Source organism: Variovorax sp. PAMC 28711 (genome assembly GCF_001577265.1).
Lineage (GTDB): Bacteria > Pseudomonadota > Gammaproteobacteria > Burkholderiales > Burkholderiaceae_C > Variovorax.
The window spans coordinates 2436960-2459514 of the sequence record NZ_CP014517.1 but is presented as its reverse complement, the minus strand read 5'-3'; the positions used below and the strand labels follow the sequence as shown (position 1 = coordinate 2459514).

Here is a 22555-nt window from a genome sequence, read left to right as displayed (position 1 = left end):
CATGGCCATCTCGCTCTCCACGCCGCAGCTTCCGACCAACGCGCTCGCCGCCGATGCGCGCTCGCTCGATTCGCTCAAGCTGGCCGCGGGCACGAGCGATCCGAAGGCGATCAAGGAAGCAGCCAAGCAGTTCGAGTCGCTCTTCATGCGCGAGCTGATCAAGAGCATGCGTGAGGCGACGATGAAGTCGGGTCTGATGGACAGCGACGGCGAGAAGCTTGGCACCGATCTGCTCGACCAGCAGTTCGCAGTGCAGCTGGCCGGCATGCCGGGCGGGCTGACCGATGCGATCACGCGCCAGCTCACGCAGCAGATGACCGGCAGCGCGCGCAGCACGGTGCCGACCGTCTCGCTGGGCGCGGGCGCGACCGCGGTGAACCCGAGCGCGACACAGGGCGGCTTCGTGTCGCAGCACACCGGTGCAGCCGAACGCGTGGCGCAGGCCACTGGCATCCCGGCGGCTTTCATGATCGGCCAAGCCGGCCATGAAACCGGCTGGGGCAAGAGCGAGATCCGCAATGCGGACGGCAGCAACTCCTTCAACCTGTTCGGCATCAAGGCGACGGGCGGCTGGACCGGCAAGGTGGCCGAGATCACCACCACCGAATACATCGACGGCGAACCGAAGAAGGTGACGGCCAAGTTCCGCGCCTACAACTCGTTCGAGGACTCGTTCCGCGACTATGCGCGGCTGATCGGCGAGAGCCCGCGCTATGCGCAGGCCCGTGCGCAGACCGGCTCGGTCACGGCTTACGCCACCGAACTGCAACGCGCCGGCTATGCGACCGATCCGGCCTACGCGGCCAAGCTGAGCCGCGCCATCAACACCAGCTTGCAGCTGCAAAGGAATCAGGGATGAGCCTGCTCAACGTCGGCGCCCGCGCCCTGCTCGCGAACCAGATCGCCTTGCAGACCACCGGCAACAACATCGCCAACGCGAGCACGGTGGGCTATTCGCGCCAGACCGCGGTGATGGGTTCGGTGCCGGGCCAGTTCACCGGCAGCGGCTACATCGGCAAGGGCGTCGAGGTCGTGACCATCGAGCGCGCGCACAGCGAGTTCCTCACGCGCCAGGCCACGCTGGCCCAGTCGGTGTCGGCGATGGACAGCACGCGCGCCAACCAGCTGGCGTCGATGGAGGACATCTTCTCCGGCGGCGCGAGCGGGCTCGGCGCCTCGGTCTCGGACATGCTGAATTCGCTGTCGGACGTGGCCAGTACGCCGAGCGACATCACCGCGCGCAACGTGGTGCTCACCCGCGCCGACGAAATGGCCGCGCGCTTTCGGGACGCGCAGGGCCGGCTCGACGACCTGCAGGCCGGCGTCAATTCGCAGCTGGGCGATGCGGTCAAGAGCATCAACAGCCTCGCCACGCGCATCGCGGCGCTCAACGAACAGATCGCCCGCTCGCAAGGCAACGGCCAGGCCCCGAACGACCTGCTCGATTCGCGCGACGAAGCGCTGCGCCTGCTCAACGGACAGGTGCAGACCACCACCGTGGCCGCCGACGACGGCTCGGTGAGCGTGTTCATCGGCAGCCAGGCGCTGGTGCTGGGCAGTGCGGCCGCGCAGGCGTCGCTCACGACCGGCGACGGCGGCACGCGCAACCTGACGCTGACCCGCGGCAGCCTCACCAGCACCATCGCCGGCGAGACGCTGGGCGGCGGCGCGGTGGCCGGTCTGCTGCGCTTCCAGAACAGCGACCTGCCCGAAGCGCGCGACCTGCTCGGCCGCATGGCGCTCGCCATCACGAGCACGGTCAATGCGCAGCACCGCCTGGGCGTGGACCTCGACGGCAACGCCGGCGGCGACTTCTTTCAGCCGATCGCGCTGCCGAACGCGCTGCCCGCGGGCGCCAACACCGGCAACGCGAGCATCGGCGCCTCGGTGACCGACCCGAGCAAGCTGGCCGCGTCGTCGTACCAACTCACCTTCGGCGCCGGCGGCAGCCTTCAGGTGACGCGGCTGTCGGACGGCCAGGTCAGCAACTTCGCCGGCCCGCTGCCGGTACAGATCGACGGGCTCACGCTCGCGGTCGGCAGCGGCACGGCCAACGCGGGCGACAGCTTCACGCTGAAGCCGTATGCGGCAGCCGCCGGCCAGGTAAGCGCCGCACTGACCTCGCCGCGCGCGCTGGCCGCGGCCAGCCCGGTCGAGGCGCGCGCCGCCGCCACCAACACCGGCAACGTGACGGTCGCGGCCCTCTCGCCGACCGCCGCCAACGCCAACCTCACGGCGCCCGTCACGCTGACCTTCACCGCGGCCGGCACCTTCGATGTGACGGGCACGGGCACCGGCAACCCGACCGGCGTGGCCTACGCGGCCGGCCAGACCCTCAGCTACAACGGCTGGACACTCACGCTCAAGGGCACGCCCAAGCCGGGCGACACCGTCACCGTGCAGGCCATGACGCCGGGGCACAGCAACCTCAACGCCGGCAACGCGGGCGCGCTGCTCGGCCTGCGCGACGCCGCCGTGTTCGACGGCGCGCCGATGTCCGACGGCTACGCCTCGCTGATGGCGCAGGTCGGCGTGCGCTCGCAGAGTGCGCAGTACGCGGCCGGCATTTCGGAATCGATCGCCTCCAACCTGGAGACCCGCCGCACCAGCGTGTCGGGCGTGAACCTCGACGAGGAAGCCGCCAAGCTGCTGCAGTACCAGCAGGCCTACCAGGCCTCGGCCAAGATGATCCAGATCGCCCAGAACATCTTCGACACGCTGCTGCAAGGCATGCGCTGAATCGGAAGGAACGACGCATGTCCAGCATCTCGCGGCTCGGTTCCGCCAACACCTACGACAACGCCCTGCGGCAACTCACGACGCGGCAATCGCAGCTCTCGAAGCTGCAGGAACAGCTCACCGCCGGCAAGACCATCCTGCGCCCGAGCGACGACCCGACCGGCGCCGCGCAGGCCGAACGCGCGCGCACGCGCATGGCGCGTGTCGACACCGACCAGCGCGCGCTCGAAGTGCAGCGCAACGCCATGGCCACCGCCGAATCGACGCTGGGCGACGCGGTCAAGGCCATTCAGGATTTCCGCGCGCTCGCCGTGCAGGCCGGCAACACCGCATTGACCGCCACCGACCGCGCCAGCATCGCGCAGCAGATGACCACGCTGCGCGACCAGATCCTCGGTTACGCGAACGAGAAAGACAGCAACGGCCAGCCCCTTTTCGGCGGCCTCGGCAGCACGGCCGCGCCGTTCGTCGACCAAGGCAGCGGCGTGACTTTCGACGGCATCGCCGGCCAGACCGCGACCGGCACCGTGTCGGTGCCCGCCACGCTCGACGGCCACGCGACCTGGATGAACGTGCCGACCGGCAACGGCGTTTTCGTGATCGCGCAGGCACCGGGCACCAACACCGTCTACACCGACGCCGGCCAGGTCACCAACCCGACCGCGCTGACCGGCGACAACTACAGCATCACCTTCAGCGTGGCCGCGGGCGTCACCACTTACGACGTGATGAACACCACGACCGGCACCGCGGTGGCCAGTGCGCAACCGTACGTGGCGGGCCAGGCGATCGCGTTCGACGGCCTCTCGCTGGTCGCCAAGGGCGCGCCGGCCAACGGCGCCGCGCTGCAGATCAGCCCGAGCACGACCACCAGTTTGTTCGGCGTGCTCGACCGCGCGATCGTGGGCGTGCGCGACGCGACCACCAGCGGCGCGGTGGCGCAGAACATCGCGCAGGCGCTGGTTCAGGTCGATGCCGGCATGGCGCGGCTGGTGGCCTCGCGCGGCGTCGCGGGCGACCTGCTCAACCGCGTCGACGACATCTCGGGCCGGCAGGAGAACCGCAGCATCCAGCTGGAGGCCGACCGCTCGCGCGCGGAGGACATCGACATGGTCAAGGGGCTCTCGGACTTCAAGAACCAGGAAACCGCGTACTCGGCCGCTTTGGGTTCCTACGCCCAGATCCAGAAGCAGTCCTTGTTCAACTTCATCAGCTGATCGCCATGGCGCAATCCGTTCTTGGCAGTCTCACGCTCGGCTACCGTCCGCTCTGGGGGCGCCAGCGCACGCTCGCGGCCGTGCAGCTGTTCGTGCACGAAGACAGCGAAGGCGTCGACGGGCAGCACCTGCTGCGCACCTTGTCGGAGTTGCGCACGGCCGAATCGCCCGAGCTGCTGCTGTCGCTGCGTTCGCGCGATCTGCTCGCCGGTCTGCTCGACCACGCCTCGGCCGGCGACCCGCTGATCGAAGTCCCGCTGGACTGGCTGGGAGACGCCCGGCTGCGCGCCGGCGTTCACCACGCGCGCTCGCGCGGCGTGCGCCTGGTGGCGCGCGGCGACGCCACGCAGCCCCTGCCGCAAGACGTGGCGCGCTGCTTCGAGCGGCGCATGACGCTGCTCTCGGCGGTCGATGCCGGCAACGCACTGCGCGCCGCCCTGCGCGCGCGCGAGTCGGCCGCATTCGGGCGGCTTGCACCGCGCGCCGAAGGCAGCCCGGTGCTGCCGAACTCGGTGGTCGAGGGGGTGGCCAGCCGTGCGCTGGCCGATCACGCGCTCGACCAGCAAGGCGCCTGGGCCATCGCCGGCTGGCCGGTGGAGGACGCGGTGCATCGCCATGCGGGCCAGCCGCTGCCGCCGAGTCGGCGCGCGCTCGTGCAGATCATGAACGCGCTCGATGAGGAACCCTCGCTCGACCAGGTCGAACAGATGCTGGGCGAAGAGCCGACGCTTTCCTACCGCCTGTTGCTGTACCTCAACTCCGCCGGCCTCGGGCTGCGCAGCGGCATCGCGTCGCTGCGCCATGGTTTCATGATGCTGGGCTACCGCTCGCTCAGCGCGTGGCTCGCGGAGCAGTTGCCACAGGCCACCGACGACGCGGACCTGCGCCCGGTCAACGCGACCATGGTGCTGCGCGGCCACCTCATGGAGCACCTGATGGACGCCGGCATCGAGGACGACCTGCGCCGCGAGGTGTACCTGTGCGGGCTGTTCGCCCAGCTCGACCTGGTGCTGGACGAACCGCTGCGCACGAGCCTGGCGCGCATCCCGTTGTCGGACCGCATCGTGGCGGCCATCGTGCACCGCAGCGGACCCTACGCCCCGAGCCTGCAGGCCGCACTGGCCTTCGAATCGGACGACCCGGCCCTGTTGCGCGCGGTTCGCGACACCTGCGACTTCGCGCCCGAGGACGTGAACCGTGCCCTGCTGCGCACGTTGGCCAGTGGCAGCCTGCAGACCAGCAGGCGCCTGAATGCCAACACCGCCTGAACCTGTTTTTCTGAAATTTCTCTCTGATCCGGAACCCGATGACTGCTGAACTTGCCCCTGCCACCGATACCCCTGCCGAAGGCATTTCGGGGCTTTCGCGACAGGCGATCGTCGACGAGCGACGCGCTGTGTACGGGTACGCCTTGTTCGAACAGCCGCGCGACCGCGCGAACGATTCCGCCGTCGTGCTCGATGCGTTGTCCGACTCCGGCTCCAATGCCGTCGCCGGCGAGAAGGTGGTGTTCATCCATTGCGCGCTGGAAAACCTGGAAGCGCTGCACTTCGACCTGCTGGACCCGGAGAAGGTGGTGCTGGAAGTCGATGCGCCGGAGAACAGCAGCGCGGAAGACATCGAGCGTGGCCGCCTCATGCTGGTGAAGATACGCGAGAGCGGCTTTCGCCTGGCCTTCGGCCCGACGGTGCTCCGCCCGGCCTTCGCATCGTGGCGCCCGATGGCCGCCTTCATCAAGCTGGAGATGGACCGAATTTCCAACGAAGAGGCCGAGCGCGTCGTCAAGGCCGCTCGCGCCTCGGGCAAGGCGCAGGTGGTGGCCGAGCAGGTCGACACCGTCGAGCAGTACGAAATGATGAAGCGCTTCGGCGTGACGCTGTTCCAGGGCCAGTGGTTCTCGCAGCCCTCGACCATCACCGACAAGACGGTGCAGGCGTCGCAGGCGACCATCATCCAGCTCATCAACCTGGTGCGCCGCGAAGCCGATCTCGACGAGATCGAGGACGTGATCAAGCGCGACCCGACCCTCTCTTTCAAGCTGCTGCGCATGATCAATTCGTGCGGCTTCGGGCTGAGTTCCGAGATCACTTCGTTCCGCCACGCGGTGATGATCCTCGGCATGAACCGGCTGTTCCGCTGGGCTACCCTGCTGATGACGATCTCCCGCCCCGGCGGCGCGGCGCCGGCGGCCGGCACCACCGCCGTGGTGCGCGGCCGGCTCATGGAACTGCTCGCTGCCGAGCTGATGCCGCAGGAAGACTGCGACAACGCGTTCGTGGTGGGCGTGTTCTCGCTGCTCGATACCATGCTCGGCATGCCGCTGGCGCAGGCGCTCAGCTCGGTCACGCTGCCGGAACCGGTACTCGACGCGCTGCTGCGCAACGAGGGCCAGCTCGCGCCGTTCCTGTGCCTCACCAAGGCCTGCGAAACGGGCGACAGCGTGGCCTTCGCGAAAGCCTGCGACGAGTTGCAACTCTCGAATCACCAGGTGAACTGGGCGCACCTGCAGGCCCTGATGTGGGCCGACCAGCTCGACCGCTGAGCCTGTCACGCCCGCGACCGCCGCGGGTTGATCCGGGTTGACCCTGCCCGGGTCGCATCCAACCATCGATGCCTTCTTTCCCCAAGGACACATCGACATGGCAGAGGCATACATCGTGGCCGCGGTGCGCACCGCAGGCGGTCGCCGCGGCGGCAAGCTCGCAGGCTGGCACCCGGCCGATCTTGCGGCCGAGGTCATCAACGCGTTGATCGCGCGCAGTGGCATCGATCCGGCGGCAGTCGACGATGTGATCCTGGGCTGCGTCAGCCAGGTCGGCGAGCAGGCGACCAACATCGCGCGCAACGCAGTGCTCGCCTCGACGCTGCCCGAGTCGGTGCCCGGCACCTCGGTCGACCGGCAGTGCGGCTCGTCGCAGCAGGCGCTGCATTTCGCGGCGCAGGCCGTGATGAGCGGCGCGATGGACGCGGTGATCGCCGGCGGCGTCGAGAGCATGACCCGCGTGCCGATGTTCACGCCCAATGCGCTGCCCGCGAAGGCCGGCCTCGGCACGTACATGAGCCCCGGCATGCAGCGGCGCTATCCGGGCGTCGAGTTCAGCCAGTTCACGGGCGCGGAAATGATCGCGAAAAACTACGGCATCGACAAGGATGCGCTCGACCGCTACGCGCTCGAGAGCCACCGGCGCGCCATCGCCGCCACGCGCGAAGGCCTGTTCAACGACGAGATCGTGCCGATCGACATCCGGCGGGCCGATGGCAGCGCGAGTGACGAGAAACACACCGTCGACGAAGGCATCCGCTTCGAAGCGACGCTCGAAGGCATCGCGGGCGTGAAGCTCATCGCCGAAGGCGGGCGCTGCACCGCGGCGACGGCGAGCCAGATCTGCGACGGCGCGAGCGGCGTGCTCATCGTGAACGAGCGCGGCCTGAAGGCGCTGGGCCACGGCGCGCGCCCGCTGGCACGCATCCACCACATGAGCGTGATGGGGCACGACCCGGTCATCATGCTGGAGGCGCCGTTGCCCGCAACCGAGCGCGCGCTCAAGAAGGCCGGCCTGTCGATCGACGAGATCGACCTCTACGAAGTCAACGAAGCCTTCGCGCCGGTGCCGATCGCCTGGCTCGAAACACTGCACGCCGACCCGGCGAAGCTGAACGTGAACGGCGGCGCGATCGCGCTGGGCCATCCGCTGGGTGCCTCGGGCACCAAGCTCATGACCACGCTGGTCCATGCACTCGGCCAGCGCGGCAAACGCTATGGCCTGCAGACGATGTGCGAAGGCGGCGGCATGGCCAACGTGACGATCGTGGAGCGACTCTGATGGCGCTGGTGATCTACGAGGTCGAAGACGGCGTCGCGACGCTGACGCTCAACCTGCCGGCCAAACTGAATCCGATCGCGAAGGAGCTTCAAGTCGAGCTGCGCGACGCGCTCGCCCGCGTGACCGACGACAAGGCGGTGCGCGCCGTGGTGCTCACCGGTGCCGGCAAGGCGTTCTGCGTCGGGGCCGACCTGAGCGCCATGAACGGATCGGGCGCGCCCGAAGCCGGCCAAACGCTCGGCGACGAAACGGCCGACTGGATGCAGTCGCTGAGCCATCCGCTCATCACCGGCCTGCGCAACCTGCCGGTGCCGGTGGTGTGCGCGGTCAACGGACCGGCGGCCGGGGCGGGCGTCGGCCTGGCGCTCGCAGCGGACGTCACGCTCGCGGGCCGCAGCGCCTTCTTCTACCTGCCCTTTTTGCCCAAGCTCGGCATCTCGCCGGACCTCGGCTGCACCTGGTTCATCCCGCGCGCCGTCGGCCGCGCACGCGCCATGGGCATGGCGTTGCTCGACGAGCGGGTGAGCGCCGAGAAGGCCGCGCAGTGGGGCCTCATCTGGGACTGCGTCGACGACAACGCGTTGCTGCCCGAAGCGCTCAAGCTGGCGCAGCGTCTCGCCAAACTGCCTGCGCACGCGGTGCAGGAAGCGCGCAACGCGTTCGCCGCCAGCGAGCGCCACACGCTCGACGAACAGTTGCACCACGAGAGCGAGCGCCAGCGCGAACTGATCGACAAGCCCAGCTTCGGCGAAGGCGTCGCGGCCTTCCTGCAGAAGCGTCCACCGGTCTTCCCGGGCCGTTGAAGGAACCCATGATCGAACGCACACTCTTCAGCGCCGACCACGCGGCCTTTCGCGATGCCTTCCGCCGTTTCATGGACAAGGAGATCGCGCCTTTTCACGAAACGTGGGAGGAGCAGGGGTACGTCGACCGCGCCGTGTGGACCCGGGCCGGCGAGAACGGCTTTCTCTGCATGGCGCTGCCGGAGGCGTATGGCGGCGCCGGTGCCGACCTGCTCTATTCCGTGATCCAGTTCGAGGAGTTGTGGGCGCGCGGTTTCACGGGCATCGGCTTCGGCCTGCACAGCGAGATCGTCGCGCCGTACATCGAACGCTACGGCACCGAAGCGCAAAAGGCGCGCTACCTGCCGAAGCTGGCGACCGGCGAAATGATCGGCGCCATCGCGATGAGCGAACCCGCCGCCGGCAGCGACCTGCAGGGCGTGAAGAGCACCGCGCTGCAGCAGGCCGACGGCAGCTACCTGCTGAACGGCAGCAAGACCTTCATCACCAACGGCTGGCACGCGGACCTGGTCATCGTCGTCGCCAAGACCGACCCCGCGGCCGGCGCCAAGGGCACCAGCCTCTTCCTCGTGGAGCGCGGCACGCCGGGCTTCGAGAAAGGCAAGCGACTGAAAAAGCTGGGGCTCAAGGCGCAGGACACGTCGGAGCTGTTCTTCCACGACGTGCGCCTGCCCGCCGATGCGCTGCTCGGCGGCGCAGCCATGAAGAACCGCGGCTTCGTGTGCCTCATGGAGCAGTTGCCGTGGGAGCGTTTGCAGATCGCGATCAGCGCGGTGGCCGCTTCGCAGGCGGCCATCGACATGACCGTCGCGTACGTGAAGGACCGCAAGGTGTTCGGCCAGCCCGTCGGCAGCTACCAGCACACGCGCTACGCGCTCGCCGAACTGCAGACCGAGGTGCAGGTCGCACAGGTGTTCGTCGACAAGTGCACCGAGCTGTTGATGGCCGACAAGCTCGACACCGCGACCGCCAGCATGGCCAAGTACTGGACCACCGACCTGCAGTGCAAGGTGATGGACGCATGCGTGCAGCTGCACGGCGGCTACGGCTTCATGTGGGAGTACCCGATCACGCGGGCGTATGCCGATGCCCGGGTGCAGCGCATCTACGGCGGCACGAACGAGATCATGAAAGAGGTGATCACGCGGCAGATGGGTTTGCCGGGGCGCTGAGGCTTGGCAAGGGACTGGCCGACGCACGAGAATGCGCCCATGCCTGCCTCCAATGCCTTCTACGCCCAGTCGGGCGGCGTCACCTCTGTCATCAACGCGTCGGCCTGCGGCGTCATCGAGACGGCGCGTCGGCACCCCGACCGCATCGGCACGGTGTACGCGGGGCGCAACGGCATCTTGGGCGCGCTGACCGAAGACCTGATCGACACCGCGCAGGAGTCGGCGGAGGCGATCGCGGCGCTGCGCAGCACGCCGTCGGGCGCCTTCGGCTCGTGCCGTTACAAGCTCAAGTCGCTCGAGAAGAACCGGCGCGAATACGAGCGACTCATCGCTGTCTTCAAGGCGCACGACATCGGCTATTTTTTCTACAACGGCGGCGGCGACTCCGCCGACACCTGCTTCAAGGTGAGCCAGTTGTCGCAGTCGCTCGGCTACCCGCTGCAGGCGATCCACGTGCCCAAGACCATCGACAACGACCTGCCGCTGACCGACTGCTGCCCCGGCTTCGGCTCGGTCGCGAAGTACGTCGCCATCGCCACGCTGGAAGCCTCGTTCGACGTGCGCTCGATGGCCGCGACCTCCACCAAAGTATTCGTGCTCGAAGTGATGGGCCGGCATGCGGGCTGGATCGCCGCGGCCGGCGGGCTGGCCGCGGACCACGGGATTCCGGTGGTGATCCTGTTTCCCGAAATCGCCTTCGACCCGGCGGCCTTCCTGGCGCGCGTCGATGCGCTGGTGAAGCAGCACGGCTACTGCACCGTTGTCGTGTCCGAGGGTGCGCACCATGCGGACGGCCGCTTTCTCGCGGAGCAGGGCACGCGCGATGCGTTCGGCCATGCCCAGCTGGGCGGCGCGGCGCCGGTCGTGGCGAACATGGTCAAGGACGCGCTGGGCCACAAGTTCCATTGGGCCGTGGCCGATTATTTGCAGCGCGCGGCGCGGCACATCGCTTCGGCCACCGACGTGCGTCAGGCCTACGAACTCGGCCAGCGCGCCGTCGAACTCGCGCTGGAAGGCCGCAACGCCGTGATGCCGACGATCGAGCGCACCAGTGACTCGCCCTATGCCTACACGCTGGGCAGTGCCCCGCTCGAGGCCGTGGCCAACGCCGAGAAATTCATGCCGCGCGACTTCATCACCGACGACGGATTCGGCATCACCGAACCCTGCCGGCGCTACCTGCTCCCGCTGATCCAGGGCGAGGACTACCCGGCTTACCGCGACGGCCTGCCGGTGTACGTCACGCTGAAGAATGCGCCGATGCCGAAGAAGCTGGCGGCCTTCGAGGTGGCATGAGCGAGACGCTGCGCGCCGTCGATGCCACGCAGTGCCCGCTGTGTGGCGAGCGCAATCGTTGCGCAGTGGAACTGGCGCGCGAAAGCGGCGAACCCCAAGCCGAATGCTGGTGCATGCAGGCCGACTTCAGCCGCGCGCCGCTCGCACGTCTCCCCGAATCGGCGCGCGGCCTCGCCTGCATTTGCGCCCGTTGCGCCGCGGGTCAGACGCGCGAGAAAAATCCGCTGTCGTAGGCGAAGCTCTGCGCCTGCTGCTGCATCTGCGGCACCGGCTCCGGCGCATCGTTCGCATCCGCTCCGACCGTCGAAGGCGCCAGGGCTGGCACAGCCGGTGGCGATTCGCCGAGCGCAGCCGGCGCCGGCGCCGAGCCAGTCACGCGGTGCCGTTGCTCGGTGATCACCTGGTGCACGAACTGCAGCTTTCCGACCGCGGCATGCGGCAACACGAACGGGTAGTAGTCGGGCTGGCCCATGCTGCGCGACAACTCGTTGAGCACGTTGGTGAGCCGCACCCACCCATTGAGAAAGTCCAGGAACTTGGCGGCATCCGGGTGGCCCGGCTGCCACAGGTCGCTCATCTCGAACAGGTCGCTGGCCAGCTCGGCGCGCGTCGCATCGACGCCGAAGCTCATCGCCGTGTCGGCGGTGTCGGCCATGTGCAGGTAGTGCGCCCAGGTTTCGGCCCAGTCTTCCCAGGGATGCGAGCTCGCGTAGCTGGTCACGTAGCGCAGGGCCCAGTCCGGCTTCGGGCCCAGTTCGTAGTGCGTTTTGAGCGCCGCCGCGTAATCGGCGCGCTCGTCGCCGAACAGCTCGCGAAAGCCCGCGATCCATGGCGTCGGCAGCACCACCAGATCCCAGTAGTAGTGACCGATCTCGTGGCGAAAATGCCCGACCAGCGTGCGGTAGGGCTCGCGCATTTCGGCTCGGATGCGTTCGCGCACCGCATCTTCGGCCTCCTCGGCATTCAACGTGATCACGCCCATCTCGTGGCCGGTGAGCACGTGCGGGCCGCCCGGCACGTTGCTGAGGAAATCGAAGGCCAGTCCGTGCACCGGATCGGCGAGTCGGCTCACCACCGGCAAGCCGAGCGCCAGCAGCTGCGAGATGAGGCGCCGCTTGGCCTGCTCGAGCTTGCGCCACTGCCGGCCGTTGCCTTCGACCGACTGGTCGGGGATGGTCCGCGTGACGCTGCACGACAAACAGAAGCCTGCGGCCAGGCCATCGACGTTGAAGGCATCGTCATCGCCCTCACGCGGGGCCGGCGCCATCCAGTTGCAGCTGGCGGCGGTCATCAGGTTGTTGCAGCGGCGATAGGCCCTGCCGTTCGTGTCGCCATGCACGGTGAAGGTGTCGGGCTCGGCGCCATTGAATGCGGCCGGCTGCAACGGCACGACGCCGAGGCTTTCGATCACATAGCCGAGCGGTGTGCGGCAAGCGAGGCATTCGCTGTTGGCGAGGAACACGGGGCGCCCGCACTGGCATTGGTAGGCGCGGCTGATGGTCGGCGCCTTGAGGTCGGCGGCCAGCGAGTGTTCGGTGTCCGGCGCGATGCCCTGCGCGGGATCGGCGTTGACGTGGGATTCCATGGTTGTTCTTCTTGGCGTGCGTGACAGCAAAGCGCGATTGTGCGGGTTGGCCCCGCGAGCGCAAGCGGGCGCAAAGGCCGATATCCTTGTAGGACGCTCAAACGCCCCCGAGCGCCCGCGCCACCCCCGACTTGCATGCCGCCCGCTTCCACGCCCTCCCCCGCTCCGCCCGCCCTCAGCGCCCTGCGCGAGCGCTACGGCGCGAAATACCGCTGGTATTTGCTGCTGTCGGTGATGGTCGGCGTGATGGCGTCGATCATGTCCTCGACCATCGTCAACGTGGCGATTCCCGACATGAGCCATCACTTCGCGCTGGGACAGGAGCGTGCGCAGTGGGTCAGCTCCGGCTTCATGGTCGCGATGACGGTGTCGATGCTGACCACGCCGTGGCTCTTGTCGCGCTATGGCTATCGGCGCACCTACGTCGGCACGATGGTGCTGCTGCTCGCAGGCGGCGTGGCGGGTGGCCTGGCCAACAATTTCTCGCTGGTGCTCGTGGCGCGCGTGGTCGAAGGGCTCGCGGCGGGCGTGGTGCAGCCGATCCCGGCCATCATCATCCTGCGGGCCTTCGAGCCGCACGAGCAGGGGCGCGCGAGCGGCGTGTTCGGCATGGGCGTGGTGCTGGCGCCCGCCATCGGGCCGAGCATCGGCGGCATCCTGGTCGACCTGTTCGGCTGGCGCTCGATCTTCTTCATGGTGGTGCCGTTCTGCCTCGCCTCGATCTGGCTGGCCTGGAAGTTCGTGCCGACCACGGCACCGGGCGGCGCGGTGGCGGCACGCGGCAACAGCCTCGACTGGCGCGGCCTCGCGCTGGGCACGATCGGCACGCTCTGCCTGTTGAATGGGCTGGTCGAATTGCGTGGCGACGCGCCGCTGCAGGCAGTGCTGCTCCTGGCCGGCGCGCTGGCCTCGGTGGTGGCTTTCATCGGCTGGCAAAAACGCATGGTCGCCAACGGGAAAGAGCCGCTCATGAACCTCGCGCTCTTCGGCTACCGGCAGTTCGCGATGGGCAGCGTGGTGGCCTTCATCTACGGCACGGCGCTGTTCGGCTCGACCTACCTGCTGCCGGTCTACATGCAGCTCGCGCTGCACCTCTCGGCCTCGCATGTCGGGACCATCATGCTGCCGGCCGGCATTGTGCTGGCGATCACCATCGCGCTGGTCGGCCGTGCCGCCGACCGGTCGCCGACATGGCTCCTGGTGAGCATCGGCCTCGGCCTTCTGGCGCTGTCGTTCGCGCTGATGATGGTGCTCAAGCTCGACAGCGGCATCTGGTTGCTGGTGCTGTTCGCGATCATCGGACGCATCGGTCTGGGCTTCATCCTGCCGTCGCTCAATCTCGGCTCGATGCGCCCGCTCGCCAGACCGCTCATTCCGCAGGGCGCGAGCGCCATCAGCTTCATCCGGATGCTGGGCGGCGCGGCCGGCGTCAGCCTGTGCGCGATCGTGCTCGAGTGGCGGCTCGCCGCGCACGGCGATTCGCTCGCCAACCCGACCACCAGCCTCGCGCGCATGGCCGCGTTCGACGAAGCCTTCGCGATGCTCGCCGGCCTCTGCGCCCTCGCCATTTGCGCCGCATGGCAGTTGCGCGAAAAAACCGCCGCCTGAAAAACGCTTTAATCCCCCCATGTGCCAATTGCTAGGGATGAACTGCAACACCCCGACCGACGTGACCTTCAGCTTCACGGGGTTCGCGCAGCGCGGTGGCCGCACCGACCACCACGCCGACGGCTGGGGCATCGCGTTTTTCGAAGACCGCGGCCTGCGGCACTTTGTGGACCACCAGCCGGCTTGTGAATCGCCCGTGGCGGAGCTGATCCGGCGCTACCCGATCCAGAGCCGCAATGTCATCGCGCACATTCGCAAGGCGACGCAGGGCGCCGTCAACCTGCAGAACTGCCACCCGTTCGTGCGCGAACTCTGGGGCCGCTACTGGGTGTTCGCGCACAACGGCGACTTGAAAGACTTCAACCCGCGCTTGCACGGCAGCTTCCGGCCGGTCGGCAGCACCGACAGCGAACGCGCTTTCTGCTTTGTGATGCAGGAGCTCGCCAAGTCGCATGCCGACGTGCCGAGCATCGAGGAACTGACGATCACGCTGCGCGAACTGGCGGTGCGCATCGGCAAGCACGGCACCTTCAACTTCATGCTGTCGAACGGCCAGGCGCTCTGGGCGCATGCGTCGACGAACCTCTGGTATGTGGAGCGCCAGCATCCTTTCGTCACCGCGCAGTTGTCGGACAAAGACCTCGCCATCGACTTCGCGCAGCACACCACGCCGAACGACCGGGTGGCGGTCGTGGTCACCGCGCCGCTCACCACCAACGAACAATGGACCGCGTTCGCGCCCGGCGAGTTGAAGGTGTTCGTCGACGGTCAGCTGCAGGACGATTAGGTCGCACGCGTTGTACTGACGCGTCAAATTCCCCTACTGCCGCATGAAAGTATCGGCGGACGCGACGCCGCCAAGAACAATAACGGTTCTCATTTGCAAAAAGAACCGAACATGGCCTCAACTCGTCATCCGCTGCGCGCCGTTTCCATTGCGAGCGCCCTCGCGCTCCACGCACTGAGCGCTACTGCGCAGACGACCGCAGCGCCGCCAGCGCCGACACTCGAAACCATCCGGGTCGAAGCCAGCGCCGATGCGTCGGCCGAGGGTTTGAGCAAGCCGTTCGCCGGTGGCCAGGTGGCCCGCGGCAGCCGCATCGGCGTGCTGGGCAACCAGGACATGATGGACACGCCGTTCAACACCACCACCTACACCCGCGACCTGATCTCCAACCAGCAGGCGCAGAGCATCGGCGACGTGCTGCTCAACGACGCGTCGGTGCGCTCGGCCCGAGGCTTCGGCAACTTCCAGCAGGCCTACTTCATCCGGGGCTTCCAGGTGTTCTCGGACGACGTGGCCTACAACGGCCTGTACGGCCTGGTGCCGCGCCAGTACATGGCGACCGAGTTCGTCGAACGCGTGGAAGTGTTCCGCGGTGCGAACGCGTTTCTGAGCGGGGCCGGTGGCGGCGCAGTCAGCGGCAGCGGCATCGGCGGCCTGATCAATGTGCTGCCCAAGCGCGCGTCGAACGAGGCGCTGAGCGAGATCACCGTCGGTGCGCAGACGGGCGGCCAGGGCTTCGCTGCCGTCGACCTCGCGCGCCGCTTCGGTCCCGACCAGTCCACCGGCATCCGCCTGAACGCGGTCCGCCGTGATGGCGGCACCGGCATCGACAACGAAAAGCACGAACTGAGCGCTCTGGCCCTCGGCCTCGACTGGCGCAGCCGCAACGTGCGCCTGTCGGCCGATTTCGGCTATCAAAACGACAAACAGAAGTCGCCGCGCCCCAGCGTGACGCCAGCGTCGGGCCTGCCGATTCCCGATGCACCCAGGGCCGACACCAATTTCGCGCAGCCCTGGACCTACTCCAACAGCCGCGACACCTTCGCCACCGCGCGCGGCGAGGTCGACATCACGGACAGCATCACCGGCTGGGCCGCACTGGGCGCGCGCCGCAGCACCGAAGACAACGTGCTGGCACCCACGAGCCTCGACAACACCTTGGGCGACTTCAGCGGCTACCGTTTCGACAACGCGCGCAAGGACAGCGTGAGCACGGGCGAAATCGGCCTGCGCGGCAAGTTCGTGACCGGCCCGGTCACGCACACCGCCACCGTGTCGGCTTCGCAATTCGAATCGAAGTCGCGCAACGCCTACGACTTCTTCGGCTTCGGCCTGGTGAACGACAACATCTACACCCCGCGCGGCTCGCTCGAGCCGACGCACTTCCCAGCCTATTCTCCGGGCGGTGGCCAGCTGTCGAACCCGCTGGTCACGGAACGCATCAAGAACAGCAGCTTCGCGATCGCCGACACGATGAGCTTCGCCAACGACGCCGTGCGCGTCTCGCTGGGCGCGCGCCGCCAGAAAATCGAAGACTTCACCTACGACTATGACGACGGTACGCCGTCGAGCGCATACAGCAAGTCCAGGACGACACCGGTCGCAGGCATCGTGTTCAAGCCGACCGCGAACGTCTCGATCTATGCCAACTACATCGAAGGGCTGGTCAAGGGCGACACGGCCGGTCAGCTCACCAGCACGGGCGCCGCGCTCCTCAACGGCGGCACCGTGTTCGCACCCTCTGTGTCCAGGCAGAAGGAAGTGGGCGTGAAATACGACGGCGGCAACTTCGGCGCCAGTGCAGCCTTCTTCGACATCGGCAAGCCGAACTACGGCGTGACCAACCAGGTCTTCGGGCGCGACGGCGAACAGCGCAACCGCGGCCTGGAACTGAGCGGCTTCGGCGAACCGGTGCGCGGCCTTCGCCTCTTGGCCGGCGTCACGCTGATGGACCCCGAAGTGCGCAGCCCCGGCAACAGCACCGATGGCAACAATGCGATCGGCGTGGCCAAGCGCCAGATCAACGTCGGCGCCGAATGGGACGTGCCGGGCGTGAGCGGCCTGGCCCTCAACGCACGCGTCATCCACACCGGCAAGCAATACGCCGATGCCGCCAACACGCAGGTCGTGAAGGCCTGGACGCGACTCGACATCGGTGCACGCTACCTGATGGACATCGGCGACAACCGGACGCTGATCCTGCGCGCGCGCATCGACAACCTGACCAACCGCTCGTACTGGGAATCGGTCGGCGGCTACCCGGGCTCCAACTACCTCGTGCTCGCCAAGCCGCGCACCTTCGCGGTGTCGGGCACCATCAACTTCTAAACGGGAACGCCCCGGCCGATGCGCGCGTTCTTCACCGTCGTCCACCGCTGGCTCGGCCTCGCCGTCGCGCTGTTCCTGATCGTCGCCGGACTCACCGGCGCGGTCACCTCGTGGGACCACGAACTCGACGAGTGGCTCAACAGCGCGCTCTACGACACCGACAGCCGCGGGCCCTTCCAGGACCCGATGGCGCTGGCGGCCGCCGTCGAGGCAGCCGACCCGCGCGCGAAGGTGAGCTACATCGCGCTCAACTTCGAGGTGGGCCACAACGCAGGCTACTTCGTGGAGCCGCGCATCGACCCGGCCACGAAGCAGCCCTACGACCTGGGCTACAACCAGGTCTACGTCGACCCCGTCACCGCGACGGTGAGGGGCCGGCGCGATTCGACGGCCGTGTCACTGTCGCGCGAGAGCCTCATGCCCTTCCTGCGAACGGTGCACTACAGCCTGCACATCCCGGCGCTGTGGGGCGCCGACCGCATCGGCTACTGGCTCATGGGCACGGTCGCGCTGGTGTGGCTGATCGACAGCTTCGTCGGCTTCTACCTGACGACGCCGCGCCGCTTGAAAACCTCGAAAGATGCCGCGCCGAAGCACCGCACGCCCTCGACCTGGTGGGCGCGCTGGATGCCGGCCTGGGCGATTCGCTGGCGCGCCGGCGGCTACAAACTCAACTTCGACCTGCACCGCGCGGGCGGGCTGTGGGTGTGGGTCTTCATCGTCATCGTGGCCTTCACCTCGTTCTCGCTCAACCTGTACCGCGAGGTGTTCTACCCGGTGCTGTCCCTGGTCTCGAAGACCACGCCGGGGCCGTACGAGACGCGCACGATGGCGACGCTCGGCACCACGATCACACCGACGCTCGGCTTTGCCGAGATCGTCGAACGCGCCGGCCGCGAAGCGAAGGCGCGTGGCTTCGACACGCCGCTCGGCGGCATCTACTACGAGGCGCGCTACGGCTTCTACAACGTGTCGTTCTTTTCCCCCGGGGCCGACCATGGCGCCGGCGGCATGGGCCTGTCGAACCTCTACATGGACGCCCACGACGGGCGCGTGCTGAGCCAGAACATTCCGTGGAAGGGCACTGCGGCCGATGTGTTCGTGCAGCTGCAGTTCCCGCTGCACTCGGGCCGCATCCTCGGCATGCCCGGACGCATCCTGATGTCGCTGATGGGTGTGATGGTGGCGATGCTGTCGGTCACCGGCATCGTGATCTGGGCCCGCAAGCGCAAGGCGCGGCTCAGCCGGCCGAGAGATGCGCTTCGAGCGCATCGATGAACATCGCCGGCACGTCGAAGCCGGTCTGCTCGGTGATCTCCTGAAAGCAGGTCGGGCTCGTCACGTTGATCTCGGTGACCGCATCGCCGATCACGTCGAGGCCGATCAGCAGCAGCCCGCGCGGCGCGAGTTGCCGGCCGATGGTCTCGGCGATTTCGCGGTTGCGCGCGGTCAGCGGTTGGGCCACGCCCTTGCCGCCCGCGGCCAGGTTGCCGCGCACCTCGGTGCCTTGCGGAATGCGCGCGAGCACGAAGGGTGCGGGCTCGCCGTTGATGATCAGGATGCGCTTGTCGCCCTCGGTGATCTGCGGCACGAAGCGCTGGACCATGATGGTTTCGGCGCCGCCCTTGTTGAGCGTTTCGATGATCGAGCCGAGGTTCAGCGCATCCTGTTTCACGCGGAAGATGCCCATGCCGCCCATGCCGTCGAGCGGCTTCAGGATGATGTCGCCGTGCTCGGCGTGGAAGTCGCGCACGGCTTGCGGGCTGCGCGTAACGAGCGTCGGCGTGACGAACTGCGGGAATTCCATGATCGCCAGTTTTTCGGGGTGGTCGCGCAATGCGCGCGGTGAGTTCACCACGTGCGCGCCCTCGCGCTCCGACTGCTCGAGCAGGTGCGTCGCGTAGATGTATTCGGCATCGAAGGGCGGGTCCTTGCGCATCAGCACCGCGTCGAAATCCTTCAGCGCCGTGGACTCGACGCGGTCGACGCGATACCAGTTTTTCGGATTGCCGGTCAGCGTGATCTGCTGCACGTTGGCCGTGACGAGCCCGCCCGATTTCCACTGCAGATCCTGCGCCAGGCAGGCCGCGATGCGGTGCCCGCGGCGTTGCGCCTCGCGCATCATCGAGAACGTGGTGTCCTTGTAGATCTTGAAGGTGTCGAGCGGGTCGGCGACGAAAAGGATGTTCTGGCTCATGGTGTCTTTCCGGCGGCCCGGTCGGCCGCCTTGCTGTCTTGCCGGATCTTGCAGGCAGGCGCGATGTCCTTGCCGGCAGCGGCCTTTTTGCCGAGTTGCTGCACCGCCAACGCGACCGCGCCAGCCACCACGCCCCAGAAGGCCGAGCCGATGCCCGCGAGCGTGACGCCCGACAGCGTGACGAGGAAGGTGATGAGCGCCGCTTCGCGATGCGATTCGTCGCGCACCGCCGCGGCCAGTCCGCCGCCGATGGTGCCGAGCAGCGCCAGGCCCGCGATGGTCGCGACCAGCTCTTTCGGAAACGCGGTGAGCAGGCCCGTCACCGCCGCGCCGAAGAGGCCGATGACCACGTAGATCGCGCCGCAACTCACGGCCGCCGTGTAGCGCCGTGCCGGATCGTCGTGCGCCTCGCGGCCCATGCAGATGGCGGCGGTGATCGCGCTCAGGTTGAGCGCATACGCGCCGAAGGGCGCGAGCAGCAGCGTGGCCAAACCGCTCAAGGTGATGAGCTTGCTGATCGGCATGTCGTAGCCCGCCGCGCGAATGGCGGCAACGCCGGGCAGGTTCTGCGACGCCATCGTCACGACGAAGAGCGGCAGCGCGAGGCTCACCGCCGCCTGCAACGTGAAGACGGGCATGGTGAACACCGGCATCGCGAGATGGAAGTGCACGGTCGACCAGGCCAGTTGGCCGCGTGCCGCCACGTACACGACCGCGACGAGCAAGGTGAGCGGCACCGCGTAGCGCGGCCAGAAGCGCTTGGCGAGCAGGTAGGTCGCGAGCATCAGCAGCACCAGCGGCAACGCGGTCTGCGCCGCGAGAAACGCCGAGAGGCCGAAGCGCGCCAGCACGCCCGCCAGCAGCGCCGAGGCGATGGCCATCGGGATCTTGTTCATCACGCGCTCGAACCAGCCCGTCGCGCCCGCGATGGTGATGAGCACCGCGCACACGATGAAGGCGCCGACCGCCTCGTTCATCGAATAGCCCGCGCCGGCCACCGCGAGCACCGCCGCGCCGGGCGTGCTCCACGCGATCATCACGGGCTTCTTCCAGTAAAGCGAGGGCAGCGCGGTGGTGAGGCCCATGCCGATGCCAAGCGCCCACATCCACGAACTGATCATCTCCGGCGTCGCGCCGAAAGACTGCGCCGCCTGGAACACGATGGCGACCGAACTGGTGAAGCCGACGAGCACGGCCACGAAGCCCGCGGTGAAAGCCGAGAGGCTCAGATCCTTGAAAAAACGCATGCCCGGATTGTGCCCGCGGCACATCTCTTGCAGCGTGCCTGACATGACTGCACGCTGGCCCGACAAACTCCCTTCCCACGACCGCTTCGACTATTCGCCGATCACGCAACGCGCCGACTACACCTGGCCGAACGGCGCGCGGCTCGCGGTCTACCTCGGCTTCAATCTCGAGCACTTCGCCTTCGGCGACGGGCTCGGCGCGCGCATCGGTCCGGCGTCGCCCGAGCCTGACGTGCTCAACCACGGCTGGCGCGAATACGGCAACCGCGTCGGCGCATGGCGTTGCCTCGCGCTGTTCGATGCGCTGGGCCTGCCGACCGGCGCGCTGGTCAACACCGCGCTGTACGACCATTGCCCCGATCTGTTGCGCGCGGTGCAGCTGCGCGGCGACGAAATCATCGGCCACGGCCACAGCAACGCCGAACGCCAGGGCGACTACAGCGAAGCCGGCGAGCGCGCCTTGCTGGAACGTTGCCGCGATCGCATCGCCGCCGAATGCGGCCAGGCGCCGGCGGGCTGGCTTTCGCCGTGGATTTCAGAGAGCAAGGTAACGCCCGATCTGCTCGCCGAAACCGGCTACCGCTACACGCTCAACTGGTGCCACGACGACCAGCCGACACGCATGCGCACCCGCAGCGACGCGCCGCTCTGGTCGGTGCCGTATCCGCAGGAGCTGAACGACATTCCAATGATCGTCGCGCGCCAGATGGATGCGAAAGACTTCGCCACGATGATCATCGACAACTTCGACGAGATGCAGTTGCAGGCGCGCGCGCAACCGCTGGTGATGGGCATCGCGCTGCATCCGTACATCGTGGGCCAGCCCTACCGGCTCAAGCACCTGCGGCGCGCGCTGGAGCCGTTGGCCGCCGCGCGTGACCGCGGCGAGATCTGGTTCACCACGCCAGGCGCGATCGCCGCGCACGTCGATCGGCTCGCCCCATGAATGCCGGGATCAGGGACGAATGACTGCCTCGGCGGGCGGGGCGAGCGAGGCCGGCATGCTGATGCGAATGTTGCCGCCGTTGTACGGGTTCGTGTGCCTGGCCAACTGCCAAAGGACGATGGCGACGCCCAGGCAGAACAGCGCAAGAATCAGCCGCCCGGCCGGTGGACGATCCATATGACAGGCCGCAAGCGCAGCGGCTGCGAAGAAGGTCAGGAGGAGCACGATGGCCCACTGGCTGTTGTCGGTGGCGTCGGAACCGATCAGCAAGCGACGATACCGCGCTTCCTCCAGGTCGTTGACCGAACGCATCCACTCGGCGGCGAGTACCGCAGGTTTGCCATCCCGCGCCAGCTGGGCGCCATGCAGGCGCAGCGCGTTGATGGCTGCGGCCGCGGCCGGATCCGCCGCGTGGTTGAAATTCAGGCCCCACTCCCGCCCGGTCACGGCCATCTGATACTGCGCGAGCATTGGACTGGCATCGGCCGTGTCCAGCGCGGTGGGGCCGGCCAGATCGCGCAGGCGTTGCAGTGACACGCCCTCTTTGAATGCCGCATCCACAGCCTGTCGCTGCTGGGCCCAGATGTCGGCGGCGAGAAAACCCAGCAACAAGGCAAAGAGAACGGTCAGCACCTGGAACGCCGGGCCGACAGGCAACAGTTTCGGGTTCCGCACATAGCGCGCGTGCAGGGTGCTCAGAATGACCAGGCTGACCGCAAGCACCACCCCACCGTAAACGATGAAGCAAAGGAGCTGCGCCGCAGCGGGGAGGTCAAAGAGAAGGTCAAGCATCAACGGAAAACACG

Annotated in this window: 19 protein-coding genes; 15 read left to right on the top strand and 4 right to left on the bottom strand. The window is 67.8% G+C overall.

All coding sequences use genetic code 11. The features are described 5' to 3' along the window. The first annotated feature begins 1 nt into the window (after nucleotide 1). The 10 genes from flgJ to AX767_RS11960 all read left to right on the top strand — a co-directional run bounded on the left by flgJ (nucleotide 2) and on the right by AX767_RS11960 (nucleotide 11284). The gene (flgJ, locus tag AX767_RS12005) at nucleotides 2–859 is read left to right on the top strand and encodes a flagellar assembly peptidoglycan hydrolase FlgJ (RefSeq protein WP_068631558.1); all 858 of its coding nucleotides are present in this window, start codon (nucleotides 2–4) and stop codon (nucleotides 857–859) included. Beyond that, nucleotides 856–2739: a flagellar hook-associated protein FlgK gene (flgK, locus tag AX767_RS12000; RefSeq protein WP_068631557.1), complete on the top strand. Its 1884-nt coding sequence runs from the start codon at nucleotides 856–858 to the stop codon at nucleotides 2737–2739. Before flgJ ends, flgK begins: the two co-directional genes overlap by 4 nt. Nucleotides 2740–2756: 17 nt before the next feature. Next, a complete protein-coding gene (gene flgL, locus AX767_RS11995; protein WP_068631556.1) occupies nucleotides 2757–3956 on the top strand; it encodes a flagellar hook-associated protein FlgL in 1200 nt (399 codons plus the stop codon). A gap of 5 nt (nucleotides 3957–3961) precedes the next feature. Then, nucleotides 3962–5224 carry an HDOD domain-containing protein gene (locus AX767_RS11990; protein WP_068631555.1) on the top strand — a complete coding sequence of 421 codons (1263 nt, stop codon included), beginning with the start codon at nucleotides 3962–3964 and terminating at the stop codon, nucleotides 5222–5224. Nucleotides 5225–5262: 38 nt separating this feature from the next. Further along, complete coding sequence (locus AX767_RS11985; protein WP_068631554.1) at nucleotides 5263–6498, top strand: EAL and HDOD domain-containing protein; 1236 nt, start codon at nucleotides 5263–5265, stop codon at nucleotides 6496–6498. Nucleotides 6499–6595: 97 nt separating this feature from the next. After that, nucleotides 6596–7780 (top strand): acetyl-CoA C-acetyltransferase, encoded by a 1185-nt coding sequence (locus AX767_RS11980; protein ID WP_068631553.1) that lies wholly within the window; start codon nucleotides 6596–6598, stop codon nucleotides 7778–7780. After that, complete coding sequence (locus tag AX767_RS11975) at nucleotides 7780–8583, top strand: enoyl-CoA hydratase-related protein (RefSeq protein WP_068631552.1); 804 nt, start codon at nucleotides 7780–7782, stop codon at nucleotides 8581–8583. The genes AX767_RS11980 and AX767_RS11975 overlap by 1 nt, the downstream gene beginning before the upstream one ends. 8 nt (nucleotides 8584–8591) lie before the next feature. Further along, nucleotides 8592–9755, top strand: a complete 1164-nt coding sequence (locus AX767_RS11970; RefSeq protein ID WP_068631551.1) for an acyl-CoA dehydrogenase family protein — start codon at nucleotides 8592–8594, stop codon at nucleotides 9753–9755. A 39-nt stretch (nucleotides 9756–9794) separates the two neighbouring features. After that, nucleotides 9795–11051 carry a 6-phosphofructokinase gene (locus AX767_RS11965; protein WP_068631550.1) on the top strand — a complete coding sequence of 419 codons (1257 nt, stop codon included), beginning with the start codon at nucleotides 9795–9797 and terminating at the stop codon, nucleotides 11049–11051. Continuing rightward, nucleotides 11048–11284 carry a cysteine-rich CWC family protein gene (locus AX767_RS11960; protein WP_068631549.1) on the top strand — a complete coding sequence of 79 codons (237 nt, stop codon included), beginning with the start codon at nucleotides 11048–11050 and terminating at the stop codon, nucleotides 11282–11284. The genes AX767_RS11965 and AX767_RS11960 overlap by 4 nt, the downstream gene beginning before the upstream one ends. Here AX767_RS11960 and AX767_RS11955 read toward each other — a convergent pair. Next, the gene (locus tag AX767_RS11955) at nucleotides 11254–12636 is read right to left on the bottom strand and encodes a zinc-binding metallopeptidase family protein (protein ID WP_068631548.1); all 1383 of its coding nucleotides are present in this window, start codon (nucleotides 12634–12636) and stop codon (nucleotides 11254–11256) included. The two genes, AX767_RS11960 and AX767_RS11955, sit on opposite strands and share 31 nt — an antisense overlap. Before the next feature lie 135 nt (nucleotides 12637–12771). Between AX767_RS11955 and AX767_RS11950 the strand changes: the two genes are divergently transcribed. From AX767_RS11950 to AX767_RS11935, 4 genes are all read left to right on the top strand, one after another. Continuing rightward, complete coding sequence (locus AX767_RS11950) at nucleotides 12772–14244, top strand: DHA2 family efflux MFS transporter permease subunit (protein ID WP_068631547.1); 1473 nt, start codon at nucleotides 12772–12774, stop codon at nucleotides 14242–14244. A gap of 19 nt (nucleotides 14245–14263) precedes the next feature. Then, entirely contained in the window at nucleotides 14264–15031 is a 768-nt protein-coding gene (locus AX767_RS11945) for a class II glutamine amidotransferase (RefSeq protein ID WP_068631546.1), read from the top strand. 111 nt (nucleotides 15032–15142) lie between these two features. Continuing rightward, nucleotides 15143–17359: a TonB-dependent receptor gene (locus tag AX767_RS11940; RefSeq protein WP_068631545.1), complete on the top strand. Its 2217-nt coding sequence runs from the start codon at nucleotides 15143–15145 to the stop codon at nucleotides 17357–17359. Between the two features lie 18 nt (nucleotides 17360–17377). Continuing rightward, nucleotides 17378–18637, top strand: coding sequence for a PepSY-associated TM helix domain-containing protein (locus tag AX767_RS11935; RefSeq protein WP_068631544.1), 1260 nt, complete (start codon nucleotides 17378–17380; stop codon nucleotides 18635–18637). Here AX767_RS11935 and gshB read toward each other — a convergent pair. Next, nucleotides 18600–19556 carry a glutathione synthase gene (gshB, locus tag AX767_RS11930; protein ID WP_068631543.1) on the bottom strand — a complete coding sequence of 319 codons (957 nt, stop codon included), beginning with the start codon at nucleotides 19554–19556 and terminating at the stop codon, nucleotides 18600–18602. The genes AX767_RS11935 and gshB overlap by 38 nt on opposite strands. After that, nucleotides 19553–20803 carry a benzoate/H(+) symporter BenE family transporter gene (locus AX767_RS11925; protein WP_068633629.1) on the bottom strand — a complete coding sequence of 417 codons (1251 nt, stop codon included), beginning with the start codon at nucleotides 20801–20803 and terminating at the stop codon, nucleotides 19553–19555. Before AX767_RS11925 ends, gshB begins: the two co-directional genes overlap by 4 nt. A 43-nt stretch (nucleotides 20804–20846) precedes the next feature. On the opposite strand from AX767_RS11925, the gene AX767_RS11920 reads away from it, so the two are divergent. Next, on the top strand, nucleotides 20847–21749 hold the full coding sequence (locus tag AX767_RS11920) for a polysaccharide deacetylase family protein (protein ID WP_068631542.1): 903 nt from the start codon (nucleotides 20847–20849) through the stop codon (nucleotides 21747–21749). 9 nt (nucleotides 21750–21758) lie between these two features. On the opposite strand, the gene AX767_RS11915 is transcribed toward AX767_RS11920, so the two are convergent. Further along, entirely contained in the window at nucleotides 21759–22541 is a 783-nt protein-coding gene (locus tag AX767_RS11915) for a bestrophin-like domain (protein WP_068631541.1), read from the bottom strand. Nucleotides 22542–22555: the final 14 nt, after the last annotated feature.